At 47.0% G+C, this 17,574-nt stretch carries 17 protein-coding genes; 1 reads left to right on the forward strand and 16 read right to left on the reverse strand.

The features are described 5' to 3' along the window. Nucleotides 1-590 precede the first annotated feature (590 nt). A complete protein-coding gene (locus tag GVJ32_RS18460; RefSeq protein WP_353652900.1) occupies nucleotides 591-830 on the forward strand; it encodes a PaaI family thioesterase in 240 nt (79 codons plus the stop codon). 198 nt (nucleotides 831-1,028) lie between these two features. Here the strand turns inward: GVJ32_RS18460 and GVJ32_RS07065 are convergent, their stop codons facing one another. The 16 genes from GVJ32_RS07065 to GVJ32_RS07140 all read right to left on the reverse strand — a co-directional run bounded on the left by GVJ32_RS07065 (nucleotide 1,029) and on the right by GVJ32_RS07140 (nucleotide 17,451). Further along, a complete protein-coding gene (locus tag GVJ32_RS07065; RefSeq protein ID WP_159239361.1) occupies nucleotides 1,029-2,348 on the reverse strand; it encodes a hypothetical protein in 1,320 nt (439 codons plus the stop codon). Between the two features lie 525 nt (nucleotides 2,349-2,873). Continuing rightward, a complete protein-coding gene (locus tag GVJ32_RS07070; protein ID WP_159239362.1) occupies nucleotides 2,874-4,145 on the reverse strand; it encodes a flagellar hook-length control protein FliK in 1,272 nt (423 codons plus the stop codon). A 134-nt stretch (nucleotides 4,146-4,279) separates the two neighbouring features. Further along, complete coding sequence (gene fliJ, locus GVJ32_RS07075; protein WP_159239363.1) at nucleotides 4,280-4,741, reverse strand: flagellar export protein FliJ; 462 nt, start codon at nucleotides 4,739-4,741, stop codon at nucleotides 4,280-4,282. 45 nt (nucleotides 4,742-4,786) lie between these two features. Further along, nucleotides 4,787-6,127, reverse strand: coding sequence for a flagellar protein export ATPase FliI (gene fliI / locus GVJ32_RS07080; protein WP_159239364.1), 1,341 nt, complete (start codon nucleotides 6,125-6,127; stop codon nucleotides 4,787-4,789). A gap of 42 nt (nucleotides 6,128-6,169) precedes the next feature. Then, nucleotides 6,170-6,880: a FliH/SctL family protein gene (locus tag GVJ32_RS07085; protein ID WP_159239365.1), complete on the reverse strand. Its 711-nt coding sequence runs from the start codon at nucleotides 6,878-6,880 to the stop codon at nucleotides 6,170-6,172. Nucleotides 6,881-6,925: 45 nt separating this feature from the next. Continuing rightward, complete coding sequence (gene fliG, locus GVJ32_RS07090) at nucleotides 6,926-7,945, reverse strand: flagellar motor switch protein FliG (RefSeq protein ID WP_159239366.1); 1,020 nt, start codon at nucleotides 7,943-7,945, stop codon at nucleotides 6,926-6,928. Further along, nucleotides 7,932-9,563 carry a flagellar basal-body MS-ring/collar protein FliF gene (fliF, locus tag GVJ32_RS07095; protein ID WP_159239367.1) on the reverse strand — a complete coding sequence of 544 codons (1,632 nt, stop codon included), beginning with the start codon at nucleotides 9,561-9,563 and terminating at the stop codon, nucleotides 7,932-7,934. The genes fliG and fliF overlap by 14 nt, the downstream gene beginning before the upstream one ends. A gap of 39 nt (nucleotides 9,564-9,602) precedes the next feature. Beyond that, nucleotides 9,603-9,950: a flagellar hook-basal body complex protein FliE gene (gene fliE / locus GVJ32_RS07100; RefSeq protein ID WP_159239368.1), complete on the reverse strand. Its 348-nt coding sequence runs from the start codon at nucleotides 9,948-9,950 to the stop codon at nucleotides 9,603-9,605. Between the two features lie 11 nt (nucleotides 9,951-9,961). Continuing rightward, nucleotides 9,962-10,960 carry a sigma-54 interaction domain-containing protein gene (locus GVJ32_RS07105; RefSeq protein WP_159239369.1) on the reverse strand — a complete coding sequence of 333 codons (999 nt, stop codon included), beginning with the start codon at nucleotides 10,958-10,960 and terminating at the stop codon, nucleotides 9,962-9,964. Continuing rightward, a complete protein-coding gene (locus tag GVJ32_RS07110) occupies nucleotides 10,953-11,129 on the reverse strand; it encodes a hypothetical protein (protein ID WP_159239370.1) in 177 nt (58 codons plus the stop codon). Before GVJ32_RS07110 ends, GVJ32_RS07105 begins: the two co-directional genes overlap by 8 nt. Before the next feature lie 343 nt (nucleotides 11,130-11,472). After that, nucleotides 11,473-12,570, reverse strand: coding sequence for a sigma-54 interaction domain-containing protein (locus GVJ32_RS07115; protein ID WP_235035081.1), 1,098 nt, complete (start codon nucleotides 12,568-12,570; stop codon nucleotides 11,473-11,475). Nucleotides 12,571-12,824: 254 nt separating this feature from the next. Further along, nucleotides 12,825-13,172, reverse strand: coding sequence for a flagellar protein FliT (locus GVJ32_RS07120; protein WP_159239371.1), 348 nt, complete (start codon nucleotides 13,170-13,172; stop codon nucleotides 12,825-12,827). A 78-nt stretch (nucleotides 13,173-13,250) separates the two neighbouring features. Continuing rightward, nucleotides 13,251-13,688 carry a flagellar export chaperone FliS gene (gene fliS, locus GVJ32_RS07125; protein WP_159239372.1) on the reverse strand — a complete coding sequence of 146 codons (438 nt, stop codon included), beginning with the start codon at nucleotides 13,686-13,688 and terminating at the stop codon, nucleotides 13,251-13,253. Between the two features lie 103 nt (nucleotides 13,689-13,791). Then, nucleotides 13,792-15,189 (reverse strand): flagellar filament capping protein FliD, encoded by a 1,398-nt coding sequence (gene fliD, locus GVJ32_RS07130; protein ID WP_159239373.1) that lies wholly within the window; start codon nucleotides 15,187-15,189, stop codon nucleotides 13,792-13,794. Between the two features lie 150 nt (nucleotides 15,190-15,339). Continuing rightward, nucleotides 15,340-15,825: a flagellar protein FlaG gene (locus GVJ32_RS07135; RefSeq protein ID WP_159239374.1), complete on the reverse strand. Its 486-nt coding sequence runs from the start codon at nucleotides 15,823-15,825 to the stop codon at nucleotides 15,340-15,342. Nucleotides 15,826-15,963: 138 nt separating this feature from the next. Further along, a complete protein-coding gene (locus tag GVJ32_RS07140) occupies nucleotides 15,964-17,451 on the reverse strand; it encodes a flagellin (RefSeq protein ID WP_159239375.1) in 1,488 nt (495 codons plus the stop codon). Nucleotides 17,452-17,574 lie beyond the last annotated feature (123 nt).

Consider the following 17,574-nt stretch of genomic DNA (forward strand, 5'->3'; position numbering starts at 1 on the left):
ACTCCCCTTACTCACGGCGTGTCTAGGGTCTCGTGTGANGGGTNNNGNGTGNCGGGTGNCGGGTGTCGGGTGTTTGGATTAACCCCTAATTTGACAGAGAAGTTGAGCCATGTGCAGGCAAAAAGTAAAGTTTTCTCGGTACGCCTCCCCGTTACTAAAGGGGTTTTAGCTATAGCTCGTAATAAGGGTAAAACGTCAATCGCTGAATCGGTCAAACTCACATTCAGCAGCATTGCGTTCACAAATTCTGGAGAGATTCCGTCAAGCAATTGATTTTTATTGATATATGACTATGCTCAGAGCCTAGGTATTCCACATAGAATGCAGGATGCACACAAATAACGAGATCATGTCAGACTTATCTCCCCCCTGATTCAAATAGAATTCTGCTCAAGCACCTTAAGGCTTAGGCTCACTATGTACACGAGTTATAAAACGCAACGCATTTAAATTTACTGTTCTATAGGGCCTGCAAATCATGAGTGACTTGTTTGAGTTTGGGAAGACAATATTGGCGAGTCAGCCTTTCAGCGCCATGCTCGGTACTGAGCTTGAAATATTTGCACCGGGTACAGCTGCTTACGCTGCTTGTGCGTGATGAGTTGAAACAGCAACACGGGTTCGTTCATGGCGGTGTTGTCAGCTACCTTGCCGACAACGCATTAACATATGCGGGTGGTTCTGTTTTAGGTGATTCAGTTACTTCCGAGTACAAGATCAATTGCCTACGCCCCGCTCTGGGAGAAAAACTAGTGGCTAAAGCTACGGTATTGTCTTCGGGTAAAACCCAGGCAGTTTGCCAGTGTCATTGCAATTGGCGACGACGGTGAACGCACAGTTGCAGTTGCCCAAGGAACCATCAACAAGTCGAATCAAAAGATATAGCCACCAGCACCTGTATATGGCCGATGGCTGCGGGACATGCAGTAACCAGATACTGGCGATCCTGTTAAAGGCTCCAGTGGTGTAAGAGAGTTGCAAGGCAAGACCGGCATAATGCCGCTCCTGCCTTAGAGAGTGATTCCGATTCAATCACGAATAGTCACTGTCGTTTTCCAAACAGTTCCAGCTTTTGTTGCTTCGTTTGAAAAGCTGTTCGAACCTGGATAATGGAGACGAGTCATAGTGAATTGCCGATTGTCTCTATCAACGCCACTATCGTATCGATTCAAATCTTTGGCTGTGCAAGAAGGAAACCCTGGGCACGGGAAGCTCGAATCGCCTTCCGTGGATTGCTGGGCATAAGTGTAGGTATTCGTCTCGGACCGTCCCTGCTCACAAGTGCCTGCGTGTATGGTGTCAGTTCCAACTTGCACGAAATCATTCTCCCTAAAGGTCAATACATACCCCGCAGCATCATCCTCCGTACAATAGCTGGCAGTAATAACCATATCAGCCTTTTCTCCAGCAAGCTCAACGCGATAGTCTTCAAACGCCATGTAGTAACTAGTAACCCCTGCATTATTTACAAATGCCGTGGCATATTCACTTCCCATAGGATGTTTGATCGTAATCGAATACTCCCCATCCTCATAGGTTCGATTCAGTTCGGCAAAGCTGCATTCCGTGTCCCCACATCTCAGCGGATTGCCAGGGCGCGACATGAAATTGGCTACACTTAAAACTTGGTTTTGGTTTTGAACGACACAAAAGTCATCAACGGATTCAGGTCCCACGATAGTCACGCTCCCATTAGAGAAGCTATAAGTTGCGTAAAGATCTGCATCTGGGCATCGACTACTTTTTATACGCGCATAGACTTCTGTTCCAGCAAGATCTTTCTCGGAACCGTCGAACTCTTCGCCAGCAAAAGATATTTCAACATGAGCAGTTGCTTGCGCAACAGTAGGTAGACCACCATTAGAGTTTAACTGCACGAATGAATTTACATCTGCGTCATTGCCAAAATCGTCAGCGCTTTGATTGAAATTTAAGGTGGCCGTGACGTCAGGCAGGTTGATAGTAGTCAGATCACCATCAGTGTCTGCCGCCATGAGGGTACGAACAATATTAATCGCTTTATCTTGGTTATCGTTATCTTCGATAAAGTCAAAAGGAGTTATTATGCTTGAACCATCTACGGCATCAAAGGCTTGACCAAAAAGGGTGAAGGTTATTTTCTCACCTTCAACATACTCGAATTCTCCATTTGAGTTAGTTTTGCCACTTTTTGTTGGAGTACTGAAATCCAAGCCTGCAACCGGAGCATCAATAAAAACGCCAGTTTTGGTAATAACTGGATTGTTATTGCCTCCGGGCTCAGACGAATCGCCTGAGCTTGAGCCTCCACCGCAAGCCGTCAGTAATACAATAGAGGAACAGTACAAAAATTTAGTAACACAGTTCATATTTAATCATCCCTAAATAACCCATTTCTAAGCGAACAGTCTCCTATCCAAGCTTTCCTGCTCGAACATCGTTTGTGGATTTAAGATATTTACCCAAATGACCGCTGAGCACTATAGCCTGATGGCTAAGATATAATCAAAATTCCTTTTTTCATTATGATTCAATCCATTGACGCTAACAATGTCACGGTGAGCGAAAAATGTAAAATATCAACTACCTTTCTTTAAGGCTTGTAATTTCGCGACCTGAATAGGTAGGAGTGATATGAACATTGAGCATACATAAAAACCTAAGGCTTTCATTAGGTTTCGTATTACGACTGCCCGCCAATTATCAAAAAACTGCCATGCTATGGGTTAATCTACAGACGAGGGAGCGTGGAGCGTGGAGCGTGGAGCGTGGAGCGTGGAGCGTGGAGCGTGGAGCGTGGAGCGTGGAGCGTGGAGCGTGGAGCGTTTAAAAGTAAAAACCTAGGCTCGGAGACAGGCAAGCGTCAGACTTCCGACACCCGACTCAAAAAAGCCCTACGCATAATAATCCACACCACTACCATTCACCGAAATGCTTGCAGTTAAAGCCTGCTCATCATCAGCAGCCCCGTTAGTGTCGATGTTGTTTTGAGCTGTATTTCCACGGCCATTATTATTGGCGTTTGCGCGCTCTTCGGCAGATTGCCCAGCAAACTGCTGACCGTTATTTGCCGCAGAACCATCATTTAAGTTTGGGTTGTGAGTAACCTTTACTTCTTCCAACTTCAAGCCTTGATTTTCCATACCGCTATGCAAGCGCGGCATCATTTTCTCTACTAATTCGGACGTGTCTTTATTCTGGGCCTGTATTTGCACCGAGGTACTATCACCGTCTACCGATAATTGGACATGGATGCTGCCCAACTCCGCTGGGTGAAGCTGCATGGTGGCCGTGTGTACACCACTGCCCGCCATCCATGAAATTCGGGCAGACATTGCCTGAGTCCAGGCCGGATCAGTCAGGGCATTTTGAGTCACGGCGAATGTCACCGGTGCTTTTGGCGCAGCATTGTCTGACGCCTTTAGTTGTGAGCTAGCAGAAAACTCCAAGCCAGTTTCAGCCTCTGTCACAAGCTCAAGCGACTGACTCGCGGTCTTAACTGTAGGAGCCACAACAGCACTAAGCTGCATTGCGGTGGCGAACCCTGTCGTCGGTTTCGCTAAATCTCCAGCCGTTGTGGCCACGGTATTCGCCTGTAATTTCGCTTCTGCATTTTTATCATTGCTGGCTAACAAAGATGGGGGCATATCCCCTGTTTCATCACCCGCTTGAACATCAATGCCAACGCCATCTCCAATGCCAGCTTGAGTATTCAACGGAGTCACAAGCGCCCCGCTACTTGGTAAAGGCGACGAACCAAGCAAAGTCGATTTTCTAGACCAGTCAATTTGCGACTGCTGCCAAGTAACAAGTACTTCGCTTTCATCGCCGTCTTGTAACAGAGAAGCCTCATTTACATTTTCATCTATAAGCGGCAATTCCTCGCCGCTTATACGCGCATTCTTTCCGCTAAATCCCACGTCGGCTAGCGAATCAGAAAATATATCTATATCAGCGCTAAGTTGATCATTAGTCGAGGCATCAATCACCCCCATATAATCTATCGCTACAGCACGTTGCGCGGTGCCAAGCAGCGTATTGAAGGGTGTATCTGCCTGAGCCTCACCATCAGCTCTAGCGCTACCGGAGCCGCCAGCAACAGTGCTTTGATTCACTTTCGCGCCAGCATCCATTTTTGGCAAGGCCGGACTAATACCGTTCTGCATGATTGATGACCTATTTCCTACGTCAAGTAATGTCATTAAGGTCAATGAATACAATGACCTTTTGAGGAATTTTTAAAAATTCTTCTGCTATTACACGATGATTTTAATTCTTCAATAATAACTATGAGCAATGTTTATGCCATTGCATTACTTTGTCGCATAGACCAAACAAAGCGTTGGCTACTTAGGTCATCGGCTAAGCGTTGCTCCGTTGCTTCTGCCTGACACAATTCTTGATGAAGATAACGCTCGGTGAGTTTTTGCATACTCATGGCGCGCCGACGACTGTCCATCCAATGCTTGCGGGCCTCATTCATGAGTAATTCAGCCTTGCGTATAATTTCGCTTTGCTGAGATATCGCAGTAGACAATTTGGCCATAAAAGCGCGAGATTCCTGCAGACGACTGATATCTAAATATTCACCGCTCACCTTGCGGCTGGCATCAGCGTATTCTTGATAATATTGTTTTAATTCTGCTAATTTTTGTTGTTGGGCTTCGCAATGCTGCTGACTTTTCGCGAATTTATTAGCTTGTTCCTGCTCTTCTCGTTCCGCAAGACTATTGACGGTTTGCATGCGTTTGGATTTTTTCATTGTCAAACCTCGTGAAAACCTAAGCGAAAATTTTAAGTCGTTGCCTTATTCTTCTAGCAACACATTTAACTGATCTAAAGAACTATCAAAGCCTTCTGACTCGTCATAAGGCTGCTGCAAAAACTTCACCATTTTTGGCCATACCGATACCGCCTCATCTAAGCGTGCATCGCTACCACGCTGGTAGGCACCTATCGTGATCAAGTCTTTATTCTGCTGATATAAAGAATACATCTGCCGAAAGTGGCGAACCTGATCTTGATGGCTTTTGTCTGTCACATCATTCATTGCGCGGCTCACTGATCGCTCAATATCTATCGCCGGAAAGTGCCCTGCATCGGCAAGTGCGCGTGACAACACCACATGTCCATCTAAGATTGCTCTGGCTGAATCCACAATCGGATCGTTCTGATCATCGCCTTCTGCAAGTACGGTATAAAATGCGGTAATTGAGCCGCCACCTGCGGCACCGTTACCCGCTCGTTCTACCAATGCTGGCAAGCGCGCAAATACCGATGGCGGATAACCCTTGGTAGCGGGTGGCTCACCGGTAGCCAGTGCAACCTCACGTTGAGCTTGAGCGAAACGGGTAAGAGAATCCATAAGTAGTAACACCTGCTTACCCTGATCTCGGAAGTGCTCAGCCACCGATGTTGCCAACCACGCACCGCGCATCCGCATAAGTGGCGGGTGATCGGCTGGAGTGGCAATCACTACCGCTCGCTTCATATCTTCCGTACCAAGAATACTATCTATAAACTCTTTTACTTCACGACCACGCTCGCCAATTAAGGCCACAACCACAACATCGGCTTCGGTAAAGCGCGTCATCATACCTAGCAAAACACTCTTACCAACGCCGCTGCCCGCGAATAAGCCAAGGCGCTGACCGCGACCAACGGTTAATAATGAATTTATTGAGCGAACACCAACATCTAATGGCTCGCGAATTGGCTGCCGTAATAAAGGGTTTATCGGCACTCCAGAAATAGATCGGGTTTCGCTGCACTGCAAGGGGCCGCGCCCATCAAGCGGTTTTGCGGCGCCGTCTAAAACCCGACCTAACAGGCCGTCGCCAACAGGAAAATCTGAGCCTTTCGCAATGGGTATCACACGGGCGTTAGGCATAACACCACGCAATTCTCCGGTAGGCATGAGCAGAATTTTATCTGTTGCGAAGCCAACTACTTCGGTTTCTAACCACTCGCCATCAGCCGCCTCAACCAAGCAATAGCCGCCTACCGGCGCTTTACAACCCACCGCCTCTAACATAGTCCCTACCACACGTTTTAATTGTCCTTCAACAACAGGGCGGTCTGATCCACTAAGGCGCTGACGATACTGGGCGAACTTAGCGGTTAAAGGACTATGGTCAGATGGTGTCATTCGCTTCTCTTTATTATGGTGAGCTAGGTATACCGTCTACTATTACGTAGACGACAATTCAGACTGCTCACCGAGCATTTCGGCGGTAATACGCTGCATACGTGTTTCTAGTTCTTCGTCAATTCTGGAGCAATCATTGCTGATCCGACAGCCACCACGGCTAACTGCCTGGTCTTCCAGTAACACCCAAGAGGAATCGATGGCTTCTCCCCGTTCTTCGGCCAAGTTCCGTAATACCTCTACATCAGCAGGGTTAAGATAGATATTTAAGTCACCACTACTCACAGGCAAGGCCTCTATAGCTTGGTGTACTAAATTTTCTATTAACTCCGGCCTAACGCTTAATTCGTGTCGTAAAAGTTGACGAGACAAGCTCAATGTCATCGAAAACAACTCTCTCTCTAACTCGGTATCAATCCATTGCTTAGGCTCACGCAAAGCTGCCATCGCCAATTGCAACTGCTGGCTTTGCTCAGCAAGAATTCGCGTAGCCTCAGCCTGCCCCTCGGCCAAGCCTTGCTGATAGCCTTCGTTTTTCGCATTTTCACGGGCAAGTGCCAGTTCGTTCGCTAACTCGCTTTGGACTGATGTATCGTTTTTGGGGGTCGATTGATTAGCCACTGCATTGCTGACTCGCGGCGGCACCCAGCTTTTATAGGCAGGCGCCTCACTAGATTTAAGCAGCTCTGGTTCCGCCGCGATAAGCTCGTCTGAAATTACCCGGGGATTAAAGACCTGAAACACATCTGCCATGACCACCTCTTATTGCGACTTTCGCGTTAAAACTTTTTTCAAACTTTATACGTAGTCATCATCGCCACGACCTAAATCAATCTGACCGGCGTCTGCCAATTTTCTCGCCACTGCCAAAATATCTTTCTGTGCGGCTTCAACATCGCTAAGTTTCATAGGACCACGTGAGTCCATATCTTCTATGAGCATTTCTCGGGCGCGCTTAGACATATTGCCCATTATTTTTTCTTTTACCTGCTCGTCTGCACCCTTGAGCGCCAGCGGCAATACGTCTGAGCCGACTTCACGCAGCAGTAGCTGTATGCCTTTGTCAGGAATATTCACGAGATTACCAAACACGAACATAAGATCTTGTATGCGTTCAGACAGGGTTTGATTTTCTTTAGCGACCGCCTCTAGTATCCGCGTTTCGGAGTCTGGGTCGAGGCCATTCATAATACCGGCGACCGTCATAGCCCCGTCGATTTTGCGATTTTTAAACGTCGCCGTGACTGACAACTTTTTCTTGAGAACGGCCTGCAACTGACGCATGGCAGATTGCGGAATAGTTTTCATATTCGCTATGCGCAATACAATGTCGTCTTGCAATGCGGGTGGCATTTGCTTGAGTACTGCCACCGCCTGAGCCTGATCCATATGCGCCATGGTAATAGCAATAATCTGTGGATGTTCATCTTGCAGCATATGCAGCAAGGCTTCTGGCTCTAACCAACGCAGCGAACTCATTTCTTGAGTTTCTTCATCACCTAAAACCCGATCCGCCAAGGTTGTGCCTTTTTGATCACCCAAAGTTGAGGTAAACAATTTGCGAACATAACCCTGCACCCCAACACCCAGCGATGTTTCTTGATGCAATGCACTACGAAAATCGTCAACCACGGCCTCCGCCAAGCGATTGTCTACACTGCGGATAGACGCCATTGCCGTTCCAATTCGCTCTACCTCGTAAGGCTCTACAAACTTCAATACTTTAGACGCCTGCTCCTCGCCCAGCATCAGTAAAAATAAAGCCGCCTTCTCGCTTCCATTACCGCCGGAGTTACTCGCCATTTCAGGATTTGCCATTTTCTTCTGCCACCCATTTTTTCATTACTTGAGCAACTCGTTGCGGATTCTCGTCCACCACTGAGCGCACCTCGGTCATCTTGTCTTCAAAACCCATACGTCCGGCCATTGGCGGTGCACCTAGCGCCGCAATAGCTGGGTGTAAGACCTCGCCACTCACTCCGTCTGTACTACCATCAGGCAGCGCACGTGGCGCTGCCTGCGCGCCATTAACTTGAGCTTGCATTAGGCTGCGCATGCCTGGGCGCAAAATCGCAAAAATAATAAATAACACCCCAATTCCAACCAGAGATTGCTTAACCAAATTTGCAAACCACGGTAGCTCCCAGAATGCAGGTTCGCTCATGTCCATCTCGGCACTTTCTACCGGTCTGAAATCGGCAGATACCACGGTGACTCGATCACCGCGCGCCGCGTCAAAACCAATCGCATCACGTACTAACAAATTCAATTTCTCAAGCTCTACCGGCGACACCTCGACAGTGGCAGCGTTACCCTGTTCATCGGTACGTTGACGATTAGCCACGACAACAGCGACCGAGAGACGACGCACCATACCCGTCGGTGTAGATGAGTGATTTAAGATCCGCTCTATCTCATAATTACGCACAATAGATCGATTGCCAGCTTCTGTTTTGGCGTCTTCCGTCGTGGCGGCAGCACCTGGCGGCTGATTACTTAAGGCACCCGGAATACCGCTGGCATTGGCATTTACATTGCCTCCGGTCTGCTCATTTATTTGCTCGCTGCGTACAACCTTGCTGTCTGGACTCCAGCTTTCACGACTTTCTTCTACACTCGAAAAATCGATGTCCGCCGCAACTTTAACTCGGACCTGCCCCGCATCTGCTAAGGGCCCAAGTAATTCCTCAATACTTTGTTGATATGACTCTTCGATACGTTGACGATACGTAAATTGGCGAGAACTAAGGCCTAAATCATCCTTCTCACCTTGATACGACAACTGCTGCCCCTGTTGGTCAACCACCGTGACTTGCTCCGGCGCTAAACCGCTAATACTAGACGCGACCAAATTCACAATCGCACCAACGTTTTGCTTATCAATTACGCTACCAGGAAAAACATCCAACATAATTGATGCACTGGCAGCCTTGCGGTCACGCACAAATACCGATTGTTTAGGAATCGCCAAGTGAACTCGGGCTTTGCGAACTTGATGCATACTTTCAATTGTTCGTGCTAGCTCTTGCTCTAAGGCATAGTGAAATTTCTTAGACTGCATGAATTCACTCACGCCAAAACCTTGCTCCTGCTCTAACATCGCCATACCTGAACCGTCACGCATCACCCCCTGACCGGCCAGTTTTATGCGGGCATCGTGCAGTTGCTTTGATGGCACCATGATAGAGCCAGTACTGTCTTGAATCTTATAAGGGATACCCGCAGCGGTAAGTGCGTCCACTACACCGGCTGCGCGCTGCGGTTCCACATTGGCGTATAAGGTACGGAAGTCGCTACCTTGCGACCACATCACTGCTGCGACACCTACGGCAACACTCGCCGCGATTCCCACCAGTATCAACAATTGACGTAGTACATCGTTACTCGCCAGCTGAGCCAATAAATTGGCGGTCGGATTTGCTTTGGTTTCAGCCATGATGATTCTCCGGCATTTCTCTTACGCTAATCGCTGCCATTACATCGACATCCTCATCACTTCTTGATAGGCATCCACAAACTTATTCCGCACTTCTACCATGGCTTTAAAACTAACTTCAGACTTTTGCAGATTAACCATCACCTGCGTCAAACTAACGTTGTCATCACCACGTTCGAACGCTGCCGACATGGCACCTGCATTTTTCTGAGTTTCATTAACCGCATCAATAGACTGCTTAAGCATCGAACCAAAATCGACTTTCGGCGTAGCACCAACATTAATTGCGCCAAGGCTATTAACATCGCCTTCTGGCCGTGCAATCGCCGTCTGGTCGCGGAGCGAGCGAATTTGGGTGAGAATCTGATCTACTTTCATATCCGACATCATTCGTCTCCTTAACCTGCGATATAACTTTGTTCACGTAGACGCGCCAATTTGTAACGCAAAGTACGTGGACTAATACCGAGGATTTCGGCTGCTTCTTTTTTCGACCGACCAGCTCTAAGTGCATCGCTGATCACTCGACGCTCCTGATCTCGCATATAACCATTAAGCACACCACTACTGTCAGTAGAGATATGATCTTCAACGCTAGATCGTGGCGCGTCCATGCTATAGCACTCGTCATAATCACTGATAAAACTCAAGCCGGTTTCAAACTGAATATCGCGATCAGTAATGTGGTCTTGCTGACGAAGTATCAACGCGCGCTGAATCACATTATCTAGCTCTCGTACATTACCTGGCCACGCGTAGCCGAGCAGCTTATTCACGGCGTCTTCGCTTAACATCGCAGCGGGATCGATCACACTACTGTCGCGACTTAGAAAATACTGCGCCAAGGGAATAATATCGCCACGACGATCCGCAAGACTGGGAATAAACAAGGGGAAAACATTCAAACGGTAAAACAAATCTTCGCGGAAATCGCCGTCACGTACCGCAGCGCGAACATCGCGATTACTGGTAGCAATTACCCGGACATCCAGTTTCAATGTCTTGCGACTACCCAAGCGCTCCAATTCACGCTCTTGCAATACTCGCAACAATTTACTTTGCAGACCAAGATCCATCTCAGAAATTTCGTCTAGTAATAAGGTGCCGCCCTGCGCCTGTTCAAACTTACCCGTATGACTATTAATAGCGCCGGTAAACGCACCCTTCTCATAACCAAACAACATTGCCTCTAGCATGTTTTCTGGAATAGCAGCACAGTTCAGGGCAATGAATGGCCCATCAGCTCGACTTGACTCTGCATGAATATAACGAGCGTACACCTCTTTACCTGCGCCGCTTTTACCACTAATCAATACTGTGGCCTCGGTCTTTGCCACTCGAGCGGCTAATTCCCTAACCGATTTCGATGCCTTATCAGCCACTATCAAATCAGCCATTTTTACGACCTCCAACAACCACAACATTATTCGCAGCCATACTCTTTGCGACCAATAGTTCGGCAGATAGCCGTTGTGTGGCATAAATTACTTCTTGATGACAGAGATCTAAATAGCGACTACTTAAAGCCGCATCAAAATTACCGTTCTTGTTGTTGTCTCTGTTCATAACCGTAGACTCTTAATTATTACCTACGAACAGTAAAGCAATCGCCATGCCATTAAAAATAACCCTTAAAATACAACACCTTACAAAACAAAAAAGATGTTATGACGGTTTTTTGGCGGGTGTATTTTTAGAGATTTATAAATTCTGAAAATAATATTTTTTTCTTATACAAAATAATGATATTAATTTTAATACGCGAAGAATTCTGCAAACAGTTTTTGCATACCGTAGAATTATGCGTATAAAATTACGAAAATAAGGTAAGAGAAGAAATTACGTCTGCTTTGCACAAAGCGTCTATATTTGGCTAAGGGTTATTATTATTTTAATTGGCTTACTAGTATTACAATACGCCAAGCTTCTTCATTTTTTCTGCCAATGTTGTACGTTGCAATCCGAGCAACTGGGCCGCGCGGGTTATTACCCCATCTTCTTTGCGAAGTGCTTCAGAAATAAACCACTGTTCAATATCTTGCAGATACGATTTCAAATCGATGCCGTCTGCGGGGAGTGGTGGCTTGCCATTGCTAGACTCGACCGAAAATACCACCTCAGAGTCTTCTTCATGAGAAGGACGGGCTAGTAATGAGGTCATCAGTGCATCTTGATCTTCACGCTCTTCGTCGGCATCGAGATCAACTACACCCATAGTGCGAAATTGTTTCGGCAGATCATTCATACTCACCAGCTTACCGCTATGAGTAATAGCGAGGCGCTCCATCAAGTTTTCAAGTTCGCGAATATTACCCGGCCAACCGTAAAGCTTTAAGGCCCGCATAGCGCTGGCAGAAAAACGTGGCGTGCGCATACCTTTGGCTTCAAGCTTTTCCATAAAGATCGACATCAAGGTCGCCACATCTTCCGTGTGCTCACGTAGCGCTGGAACTTCGATAGGAAATACATCTAGGCGATAAAATAGATCTTCGCGGAAAGTACCCTCTTTAACCATTTCTTCAAGATTGCGATGCGTTGCCGCCAATATGCGAACATTGCAACGTTTTGTCTCGTTACTGCCAACACGTTCAAAACAACGCTCTTGTAAGACTCGCAACAATTTAACCTGCATCGGCAAACTCATATCGCCGATTTCGTCTAAAAATAAGGTACCGCCTTCAGCCAATTCAAAGCGCCCCTGACGGGTCGCAATAGCCCCGGTAAACGCGCCTTTCTCATGGCCAAACAGCTCGCTCTCAAGTAGATCGGCAGGAATGGCACCGCAGTTCACGGGAACAAAGGCTTTGGTAGCACGTGGCGATGAGTCGTGAATACGGCGGGCCACAACCTCTTTACCACTACCAGATTCACCGCGAATAAGCACTAAGGTGTCGAATGTCGATACCTGAGAAATCAATTCATCAAGATCGCGCATCGCTGGTGACTCCATCGTCTTCTTGGCAATCAGATCGTAACCATCAGAGATCAATTTATTATTCTGCTGCATTGAAGGTCCACTCGTTCAATGAAAATAGCACCCGAAACGTCTGTAAATGGGGCTCGAAACAATGCGTAAAGTGATGAATGCATTGCCAGTGCTGCTATGATGCAAAAAAAATGGCGGTGATGGGTATACGGGAATGTCCTAGGTTACTATTTTTCAGCAAGAAGATCGTGCAGGGGAATGTAGCGGAGATGAGGCCATTTACTCATGGCATACAGCCTACTTATCGATAAACGCAATACATGCGTGGGAATGTTTTACACCGAGCTGTTGCTTAAATAGCGATCTACATTGCGAATATTACGGCAAGACTGATTCGCTTCCTGCGACAAGGTGCCACGCTGGCGATACAACATGTCGGTCACGTCTTTATCTACCAGCAGCATGCTCTCAATTGCACTAGCAACGGCACTACTCTCAGCCGGACTGCAGGGCATTGCAAAAAATTTATCAATCATTGAACGGCGACGACGCTGCTCGCTAAGCGCCCCAGCCCAATCGTTTTGTTCAGCCAGCTCACGAATCTGCTCAGTAAGCATAAGCAAGGCCTGCAAACTCTGCTGCCTGACAGTAAGTGCGGTCGAGATATTTTCAATATTATTCATTATCCACCTTTGAAGTTGCTCCACCCGCAACCTGCGCGCCGCAGGCAGAGCAAAACTGAATCCAGCACAACGCCATTCTTACATCGTTAATGAAGCCAAACCGTTACTCATCGCTTTCTCACTCTGAAGACCATCAGGTATCGCATCCCATGCTTCTTTTAGCTCGCGCAATAGTGATGAAACCTCATCTATACCGGCAATATCATTATTTATGTTTGCCAGTAAAAGACGCCGATTCATATAATCATACAAGTTTTCTAGGTTATCACTCATTGCGGGATCAATATTGTGATCTAAACTCATCCGCAAACCATCAATTATCGACATTGTTCTATTTACCGCGTTAACCTTTTGCGGCACATCACGGCGTTGCATATGCCCCTTAGCGATTGCGAGACGATCAAGCGCGCCATCCATTAAAAGCTGAATTAAGCGGTGTGGACTCGCCGCCGACACCATAGATTGTGCACCTACTGATGCATATGCTTGAGTCGCCCTACCTGCTGAATAGCTCATATTATTTCCTCTTGATAAGCCCCTTTGCTTATCCTAATTGACGACTTTTCGGCGTTTTTCTTTAGCGTTTTATCCGCGTACTTATACGTATATAGCCGTGAAATTAAGAATCTTTATAAACTGAACCAGGTAAGTTGGCTAACTGCTGACTAAGAAAATCACCCGTGGCATTTAACTGGCCCAGCAAACTATCTAAGGCACTAAACTGAGCTTGATATCGCGCCTCAATACTCGCAATTCGCAAATCTAAGGCTTCACGCTGGCTGGCAATACGATCCACCTGACTCGACAAACCATCGGTACGATTTGCTAATACCCCATTACTACTTGTGAGATCGCCGATCAGGGTGTCTAGGCGAGTGGCATAGCCGTTCTCTCCAGAAAAAATTCCGCTTAGATCCTCAAAATCCGAATCGATAATGTCATCCAATTTACTCGAATCAATGACTAGCTTACCTTTATCACCCGTCGTCACACCAATTTCAGCTAGAGAAGCTAGCTCACTACCCAAACCACCAACAATCGTCCCCATTTCTTGGCGCAAACGGTTTGCAACACTTCGCATCGCAGAGTCGCCCTGAAGCAAACCCGCTGTATTTGCCTCGGGGTCATAAGCAGTCAAATCGTTAATCGTGGTCATTAGGGAGTTGTAGTTCTTCACAAAACTTTCAACTGCTTTTTTAACGACCCCAGTATCTTGGGTGATATTTAAGCTAAATACATCACCTGGTGATGCCTTAAGTAAGTTAAACGAGACGCCCTCAATCATATCGTCAACTTTATTGGTTGAACTAGTTTGAGTGAAACCATCCACAATCACTATTGAGTCCAAAGCCTCGGTCTTTTCCACCATACTACTCAGCTGATTTTCCAATCCGGTATCAAAGGCTAGCTGACTAAGGTTACCCGATGCACCATTAACGACGCTGATGTTAATGGCATTTTCGACACCCGTCTCCGTTGCAGAAAACACCAAATGAGCACCATCTTGATCATTAACAATAGAGGCACTGACACCACTATTATCCTCTGCCGAATTAATGGCATCTCGTATAGCTATTAAGGAGTCTTCGCCTTCAGCAAGGGTGATAGAAAACGCCTCGCCATTCACGCTCACCGTCAGTTCACCACTCCCGACACTGGTATCACTGTCTGCATATGCTTGAGACGCAATTTTATGGCCAGACGCAAGCTGCTCGACCTGAACAGAATAGCTCCCTGCAGAAGCACTCGTTGTAGAGCTAGCGGAAAATATGGTGGAATCGGATACCGTCGTCGTATGTTTAGAAAATGTATCTGCATTCTTGAGCGTACTAAGGCTAGACTGAAAATTAGTTAACGAGGATTTCAGTGATCCAAATGCAGAAAGCCTCGCCTGAATAAGCGATTCTTTAGAATTTAATCGCGTTTCCACGGGGCTGCGTTCGGCGGCAACCAATTGCGACACGATACTATTAATATCAAGCCCAGAACCAATTCCTGACGCGGTTACAGATGCCATATCAATTCCCTAGCGCTACAGCAGCAATAAGATTTAACCTCTTTTACTACGCAGCCGGTTAAAATATAAAACGTATCAATTAAGAGCCAAAAATACTATTTTTGATAACAAGCTCTGCCTATTCTCACAACAATGCAGGTATCGCGCCAATTAGGCTTGATCCTCAATCAAACTGCCGGTTCCTTCAATAAAGACCCGCGCAATATTCAATAATTCTTCTGGTGGTATTTGTCTAATCACCTCGCCTGACTCAGCGTGAATGACTTTTAAAACAGTTCGTCCCGTGTCTTCATCCACCGAAAACTCAAGGTCTCGCTCACGATCTTTAAGTATTTCATTTAGTTTTGCGACGGCTTGTTCGGTGCGCTCAATATTCCCTGGCGTACCCAGTTCAGTAACCAATGCAGCAGCAAGTCGGCTTAATTCGCTACCGGAACTCGGTTTCGAAAACTGCACCGCGCTTACTTTTTGATCTAACGACACCGGCAATCTCGCGGCATAATTCGTCTGCTGAGGCAAGGCATTGCCGGTCGCAGAACCAGCAGCCAACGCCTGACCATGAATGCCGCTTACTGTTCCGACAACGGTCTTAGCAAGACCCCCGGCAGATGTCTGTACGTTTACATTTATGTCCATAATTCAACCTATCACCCTTTCAAACAGCCATTCGGAAAACACAAATAGGGCCATTTGGCCCTTAAGTCTCTCCCTTTAACTCCCTTTTAGGGCCGAATAATCCTGCGCCCTAAAGCGCAGGATTATTCGGGTTTTAGCTTATTGCAGCAGACTTAAGGCAGCCTGTGGAAGCGAGTTAGCCTGAGCGAGGATGGCAGTACCAGCCTGCTGGAGAATCTGCGCCTTCGTCAGGTTTGCGGTTTCCGCGGCAAAGTCAGCGTCTAGAATCCGACCACGTGATGCAGACAAGTTCTCAGAGATTGTCTGTAAGTTAGTAATCGTAGACTCGAAGCGGTTTTGAATCGCACCAAAGTCACTACGACGATCACTAACTGTGGTCAGTGCCGAATCAATCCGACGAATCATGTCGTTTGAGTCAGCGACCGTCAGTACACTACTGCCAGACAAGCTACCTGATACAGCAGCGTCAGTTAGCCCCGCAGTTGTTGTGGCCGCAGTACCTGTAAAGGTGACTGCCTCATTAGCGTAGATGCTAAAAGTACCGTCTTCGTTTGCTTCGGCGGTGCCGTTGCTACCAAGCGCAGTATTAATCGCTGTCACAAGCTCTTCAGTAGATGCGTAGGTACCATCGGCAACCGCCACCGCGTCAGCGTCACCAATTGCAATGCTAAAGTCACCGTCAACCGTCAAACCTCCTGCCACAGCGGCTGTCAGATCAGTACCATCTGTTCCAACACCACCAGCAGGAAAGGTCGCTGGTGCTGTTGTAGAGTCAGCAACAGTATCTGGATCAATATCATAACCAGAGTTTGAGACTTCAGTACCAGCACCAGTCAGAGCACTAGTAACGGTGACATTATTGCCATCGTTTGTGACTACAAAATCAGCCCCTAAACCTGTCGACAAATCACTCACTAACGCATCTATATCGCCAGTATAATCTGCATTTAATGCCGCGGTGTTATCTTCTGTCCCATCTGTAAATGAGACCTCGATACCATCAGTGCCGCTTAAGTCAACCAACATACTGCTCGCATCAAAGGTAAATGAGCCTGATGTAGCTGCAACCTCATCGCTGCCAGCCAAACTTACTGACGTCGCCGATGCCGTTGCACCCACTGAGTCAAGACGCGTGCTAGAAGAGAGGTCAAGACTAATTGTCTCGCCTACATTGGCACCAATCTGGAACTGGGCATTACCAAACGAACCATCTAAGATCTTACGACCGTTAAATGAAGTCTGTGAAGAAATACGATCAATCTCAGACAAACGTTGCTGAACTTCCGCATCAAGTGCGTTGCGGTCAGAATCAGAGTTAGTCGCGTTAGCTGACTGTACCGCCAACTCACGAATACGCTGTAGGTTGTTGGTCATTTCATCTAATGCAGACTCACCGGTTTGCGCTAGTGAGATACCATCGTTAGCGTTACGTACCGCCTGGTTTAAACCATTAATTTGGGTTGTGAAGCGCGTAGAGATCGCCAAACCTGCGGCGTCATCTTTCGCGCTATTAATACGCAGGCCAGTAGAAAGGCGCTGCAGTGAAGTGTTCAATGTTTCTTGCGACTTTTGCAAATTACGCTGTGCATTCAGTGACGCAACATTGGTATTGATGCTTAGTGCCATGGTAAATCTCCTTTCCACTCTATGCGGTATAAAGACAAGTGTCTTTGATTAAGCACCAGCCTAAATGGCTGTATTTTGCTTTCACCCCATATAACGGAGTTTCAAGGAAGATCTTTAAGTTTA

It is taken from the genome of Zhongshania aliphaticivorans, assembly GCF_902705855.1.
In the GTDB taxonomy this organism is placed as follows: domain Bacteria; phylum Pseudomonadota; class Gammaproteobacteria; order Pseudomonadales; family Spongiibacteraceae; genus Spongiibacter; species Spongiibacter aliphaticivorans_B.

Bases quoted from the DNA above. Each gene is read 5' to 3' on its own strand.
- GVJ32_RS07120 (WP_159239371.1), bottom strand. From the start codon at position 13,172: ATGAATAATATTGAAAATATCTCGACCGCACTTACTGTCAGGCAGCAG.
- fliE (WP_159239368.1), bottom strand. From the start codon at position 9,950: ATGTCGGATATGAAAGTAGATCAGATTCTCACCCAAATTCGCTCGCTC.
- GVJ32_RS07135 (WP_159239374.1), bottom strand. From the start codon at position 15,825: ATGGACATAAATGTAAACGTACAGACATCTGCCGGGGGTCTTGCTAAG.
- fliJ (WP_159239363.1), bottom strand. From the start codon at position 4,741: ATGAAAAAATCCAAACGCATGCAAACCGTCAATAGTCTTGCGGAACGA.
- fliD (WP_159239373.1), bottom strand. From the start codon at position 15,189: ATGGCATCTGTAACCGCGTCAGGAATTGGTTCTGGGCTTGATATTAAT.
- GVJ32_RS07110 (WP_159239370.1), bottom strand. From the start codon at position 11,129: ATGAACAGAGACAACAACAAGAACGGTAATTTTGATGCGGCTTTAAGT.
- fliF (WP_159239367.1), bottom strand. From the start codon at position 9,563: ATGGCTGAAACCAAAGCAAATCCGACCGCCAATTTATTGGCTCAGCTG.
- fliS (WP_159239372.1), bottom strand. From the start codon at position 13,688: ATGAGCTATTCAGCAGGTAGGGCGACTCAAGCATATGCATCAGTAGGT.
- fliG (WP_159239366.1), bottom strand. From the start codon at position 7,945: ATGGCAAATCCTGAAATGGCGAGTAACTCCGGCGGTAATGGAAGCGAG.
- GVJ32_RS07070 (WP_159239362.1), bottom strand. From the start codon at position 4,145: ATGCAGAACGGTATTAGTCCGGCCTTGCCAAAAATGGATGCTGGCGCG.
- fliI (WP_159239364.1), bottom strand. From the start codon at position 6,127: ATGACACCATCTGACCATAGTCCTTTAACCGCTAAGTTCGCCCAGTAT.
- GVJ32_RS07115 (WP_235035081.1), bottom strand. From the start codon at position 12,570: ATGCAGCAGAATAATAAATTGATCTCTGATGGTTACGATCTGATTGCC.
- GVJ32_RS07105 (WP_159239369.1), bottom strand. From the start codon at position 10,960: ATGGCTGATTTGATAGTGGCTGATAAGGCATCGAAATCGGTTAGGGAA.
- GVJ32_RS07065 (WP_159239361.1), bottom strand. From the start codon at position 2,348: ATGAACTGTGTTACTAAATTTTTGTACTGTTCCTCTATTGTATTACTG.
- GVJ32_RS07085 (WP_159239365.1), bottom strand. From the start codon at position 6,880: ATGGCAGATGTGTTTCAGGTCTTTAATCCCCGGGTAATTTCAGACGAG.
- GVJ32_RS07140 (WP_159239375.1), bottom strand. From the start codon at position 17,451: ATGGCACTAAGCATCAATACCAATGTTGCGTCACTGAATGCACAGCGT.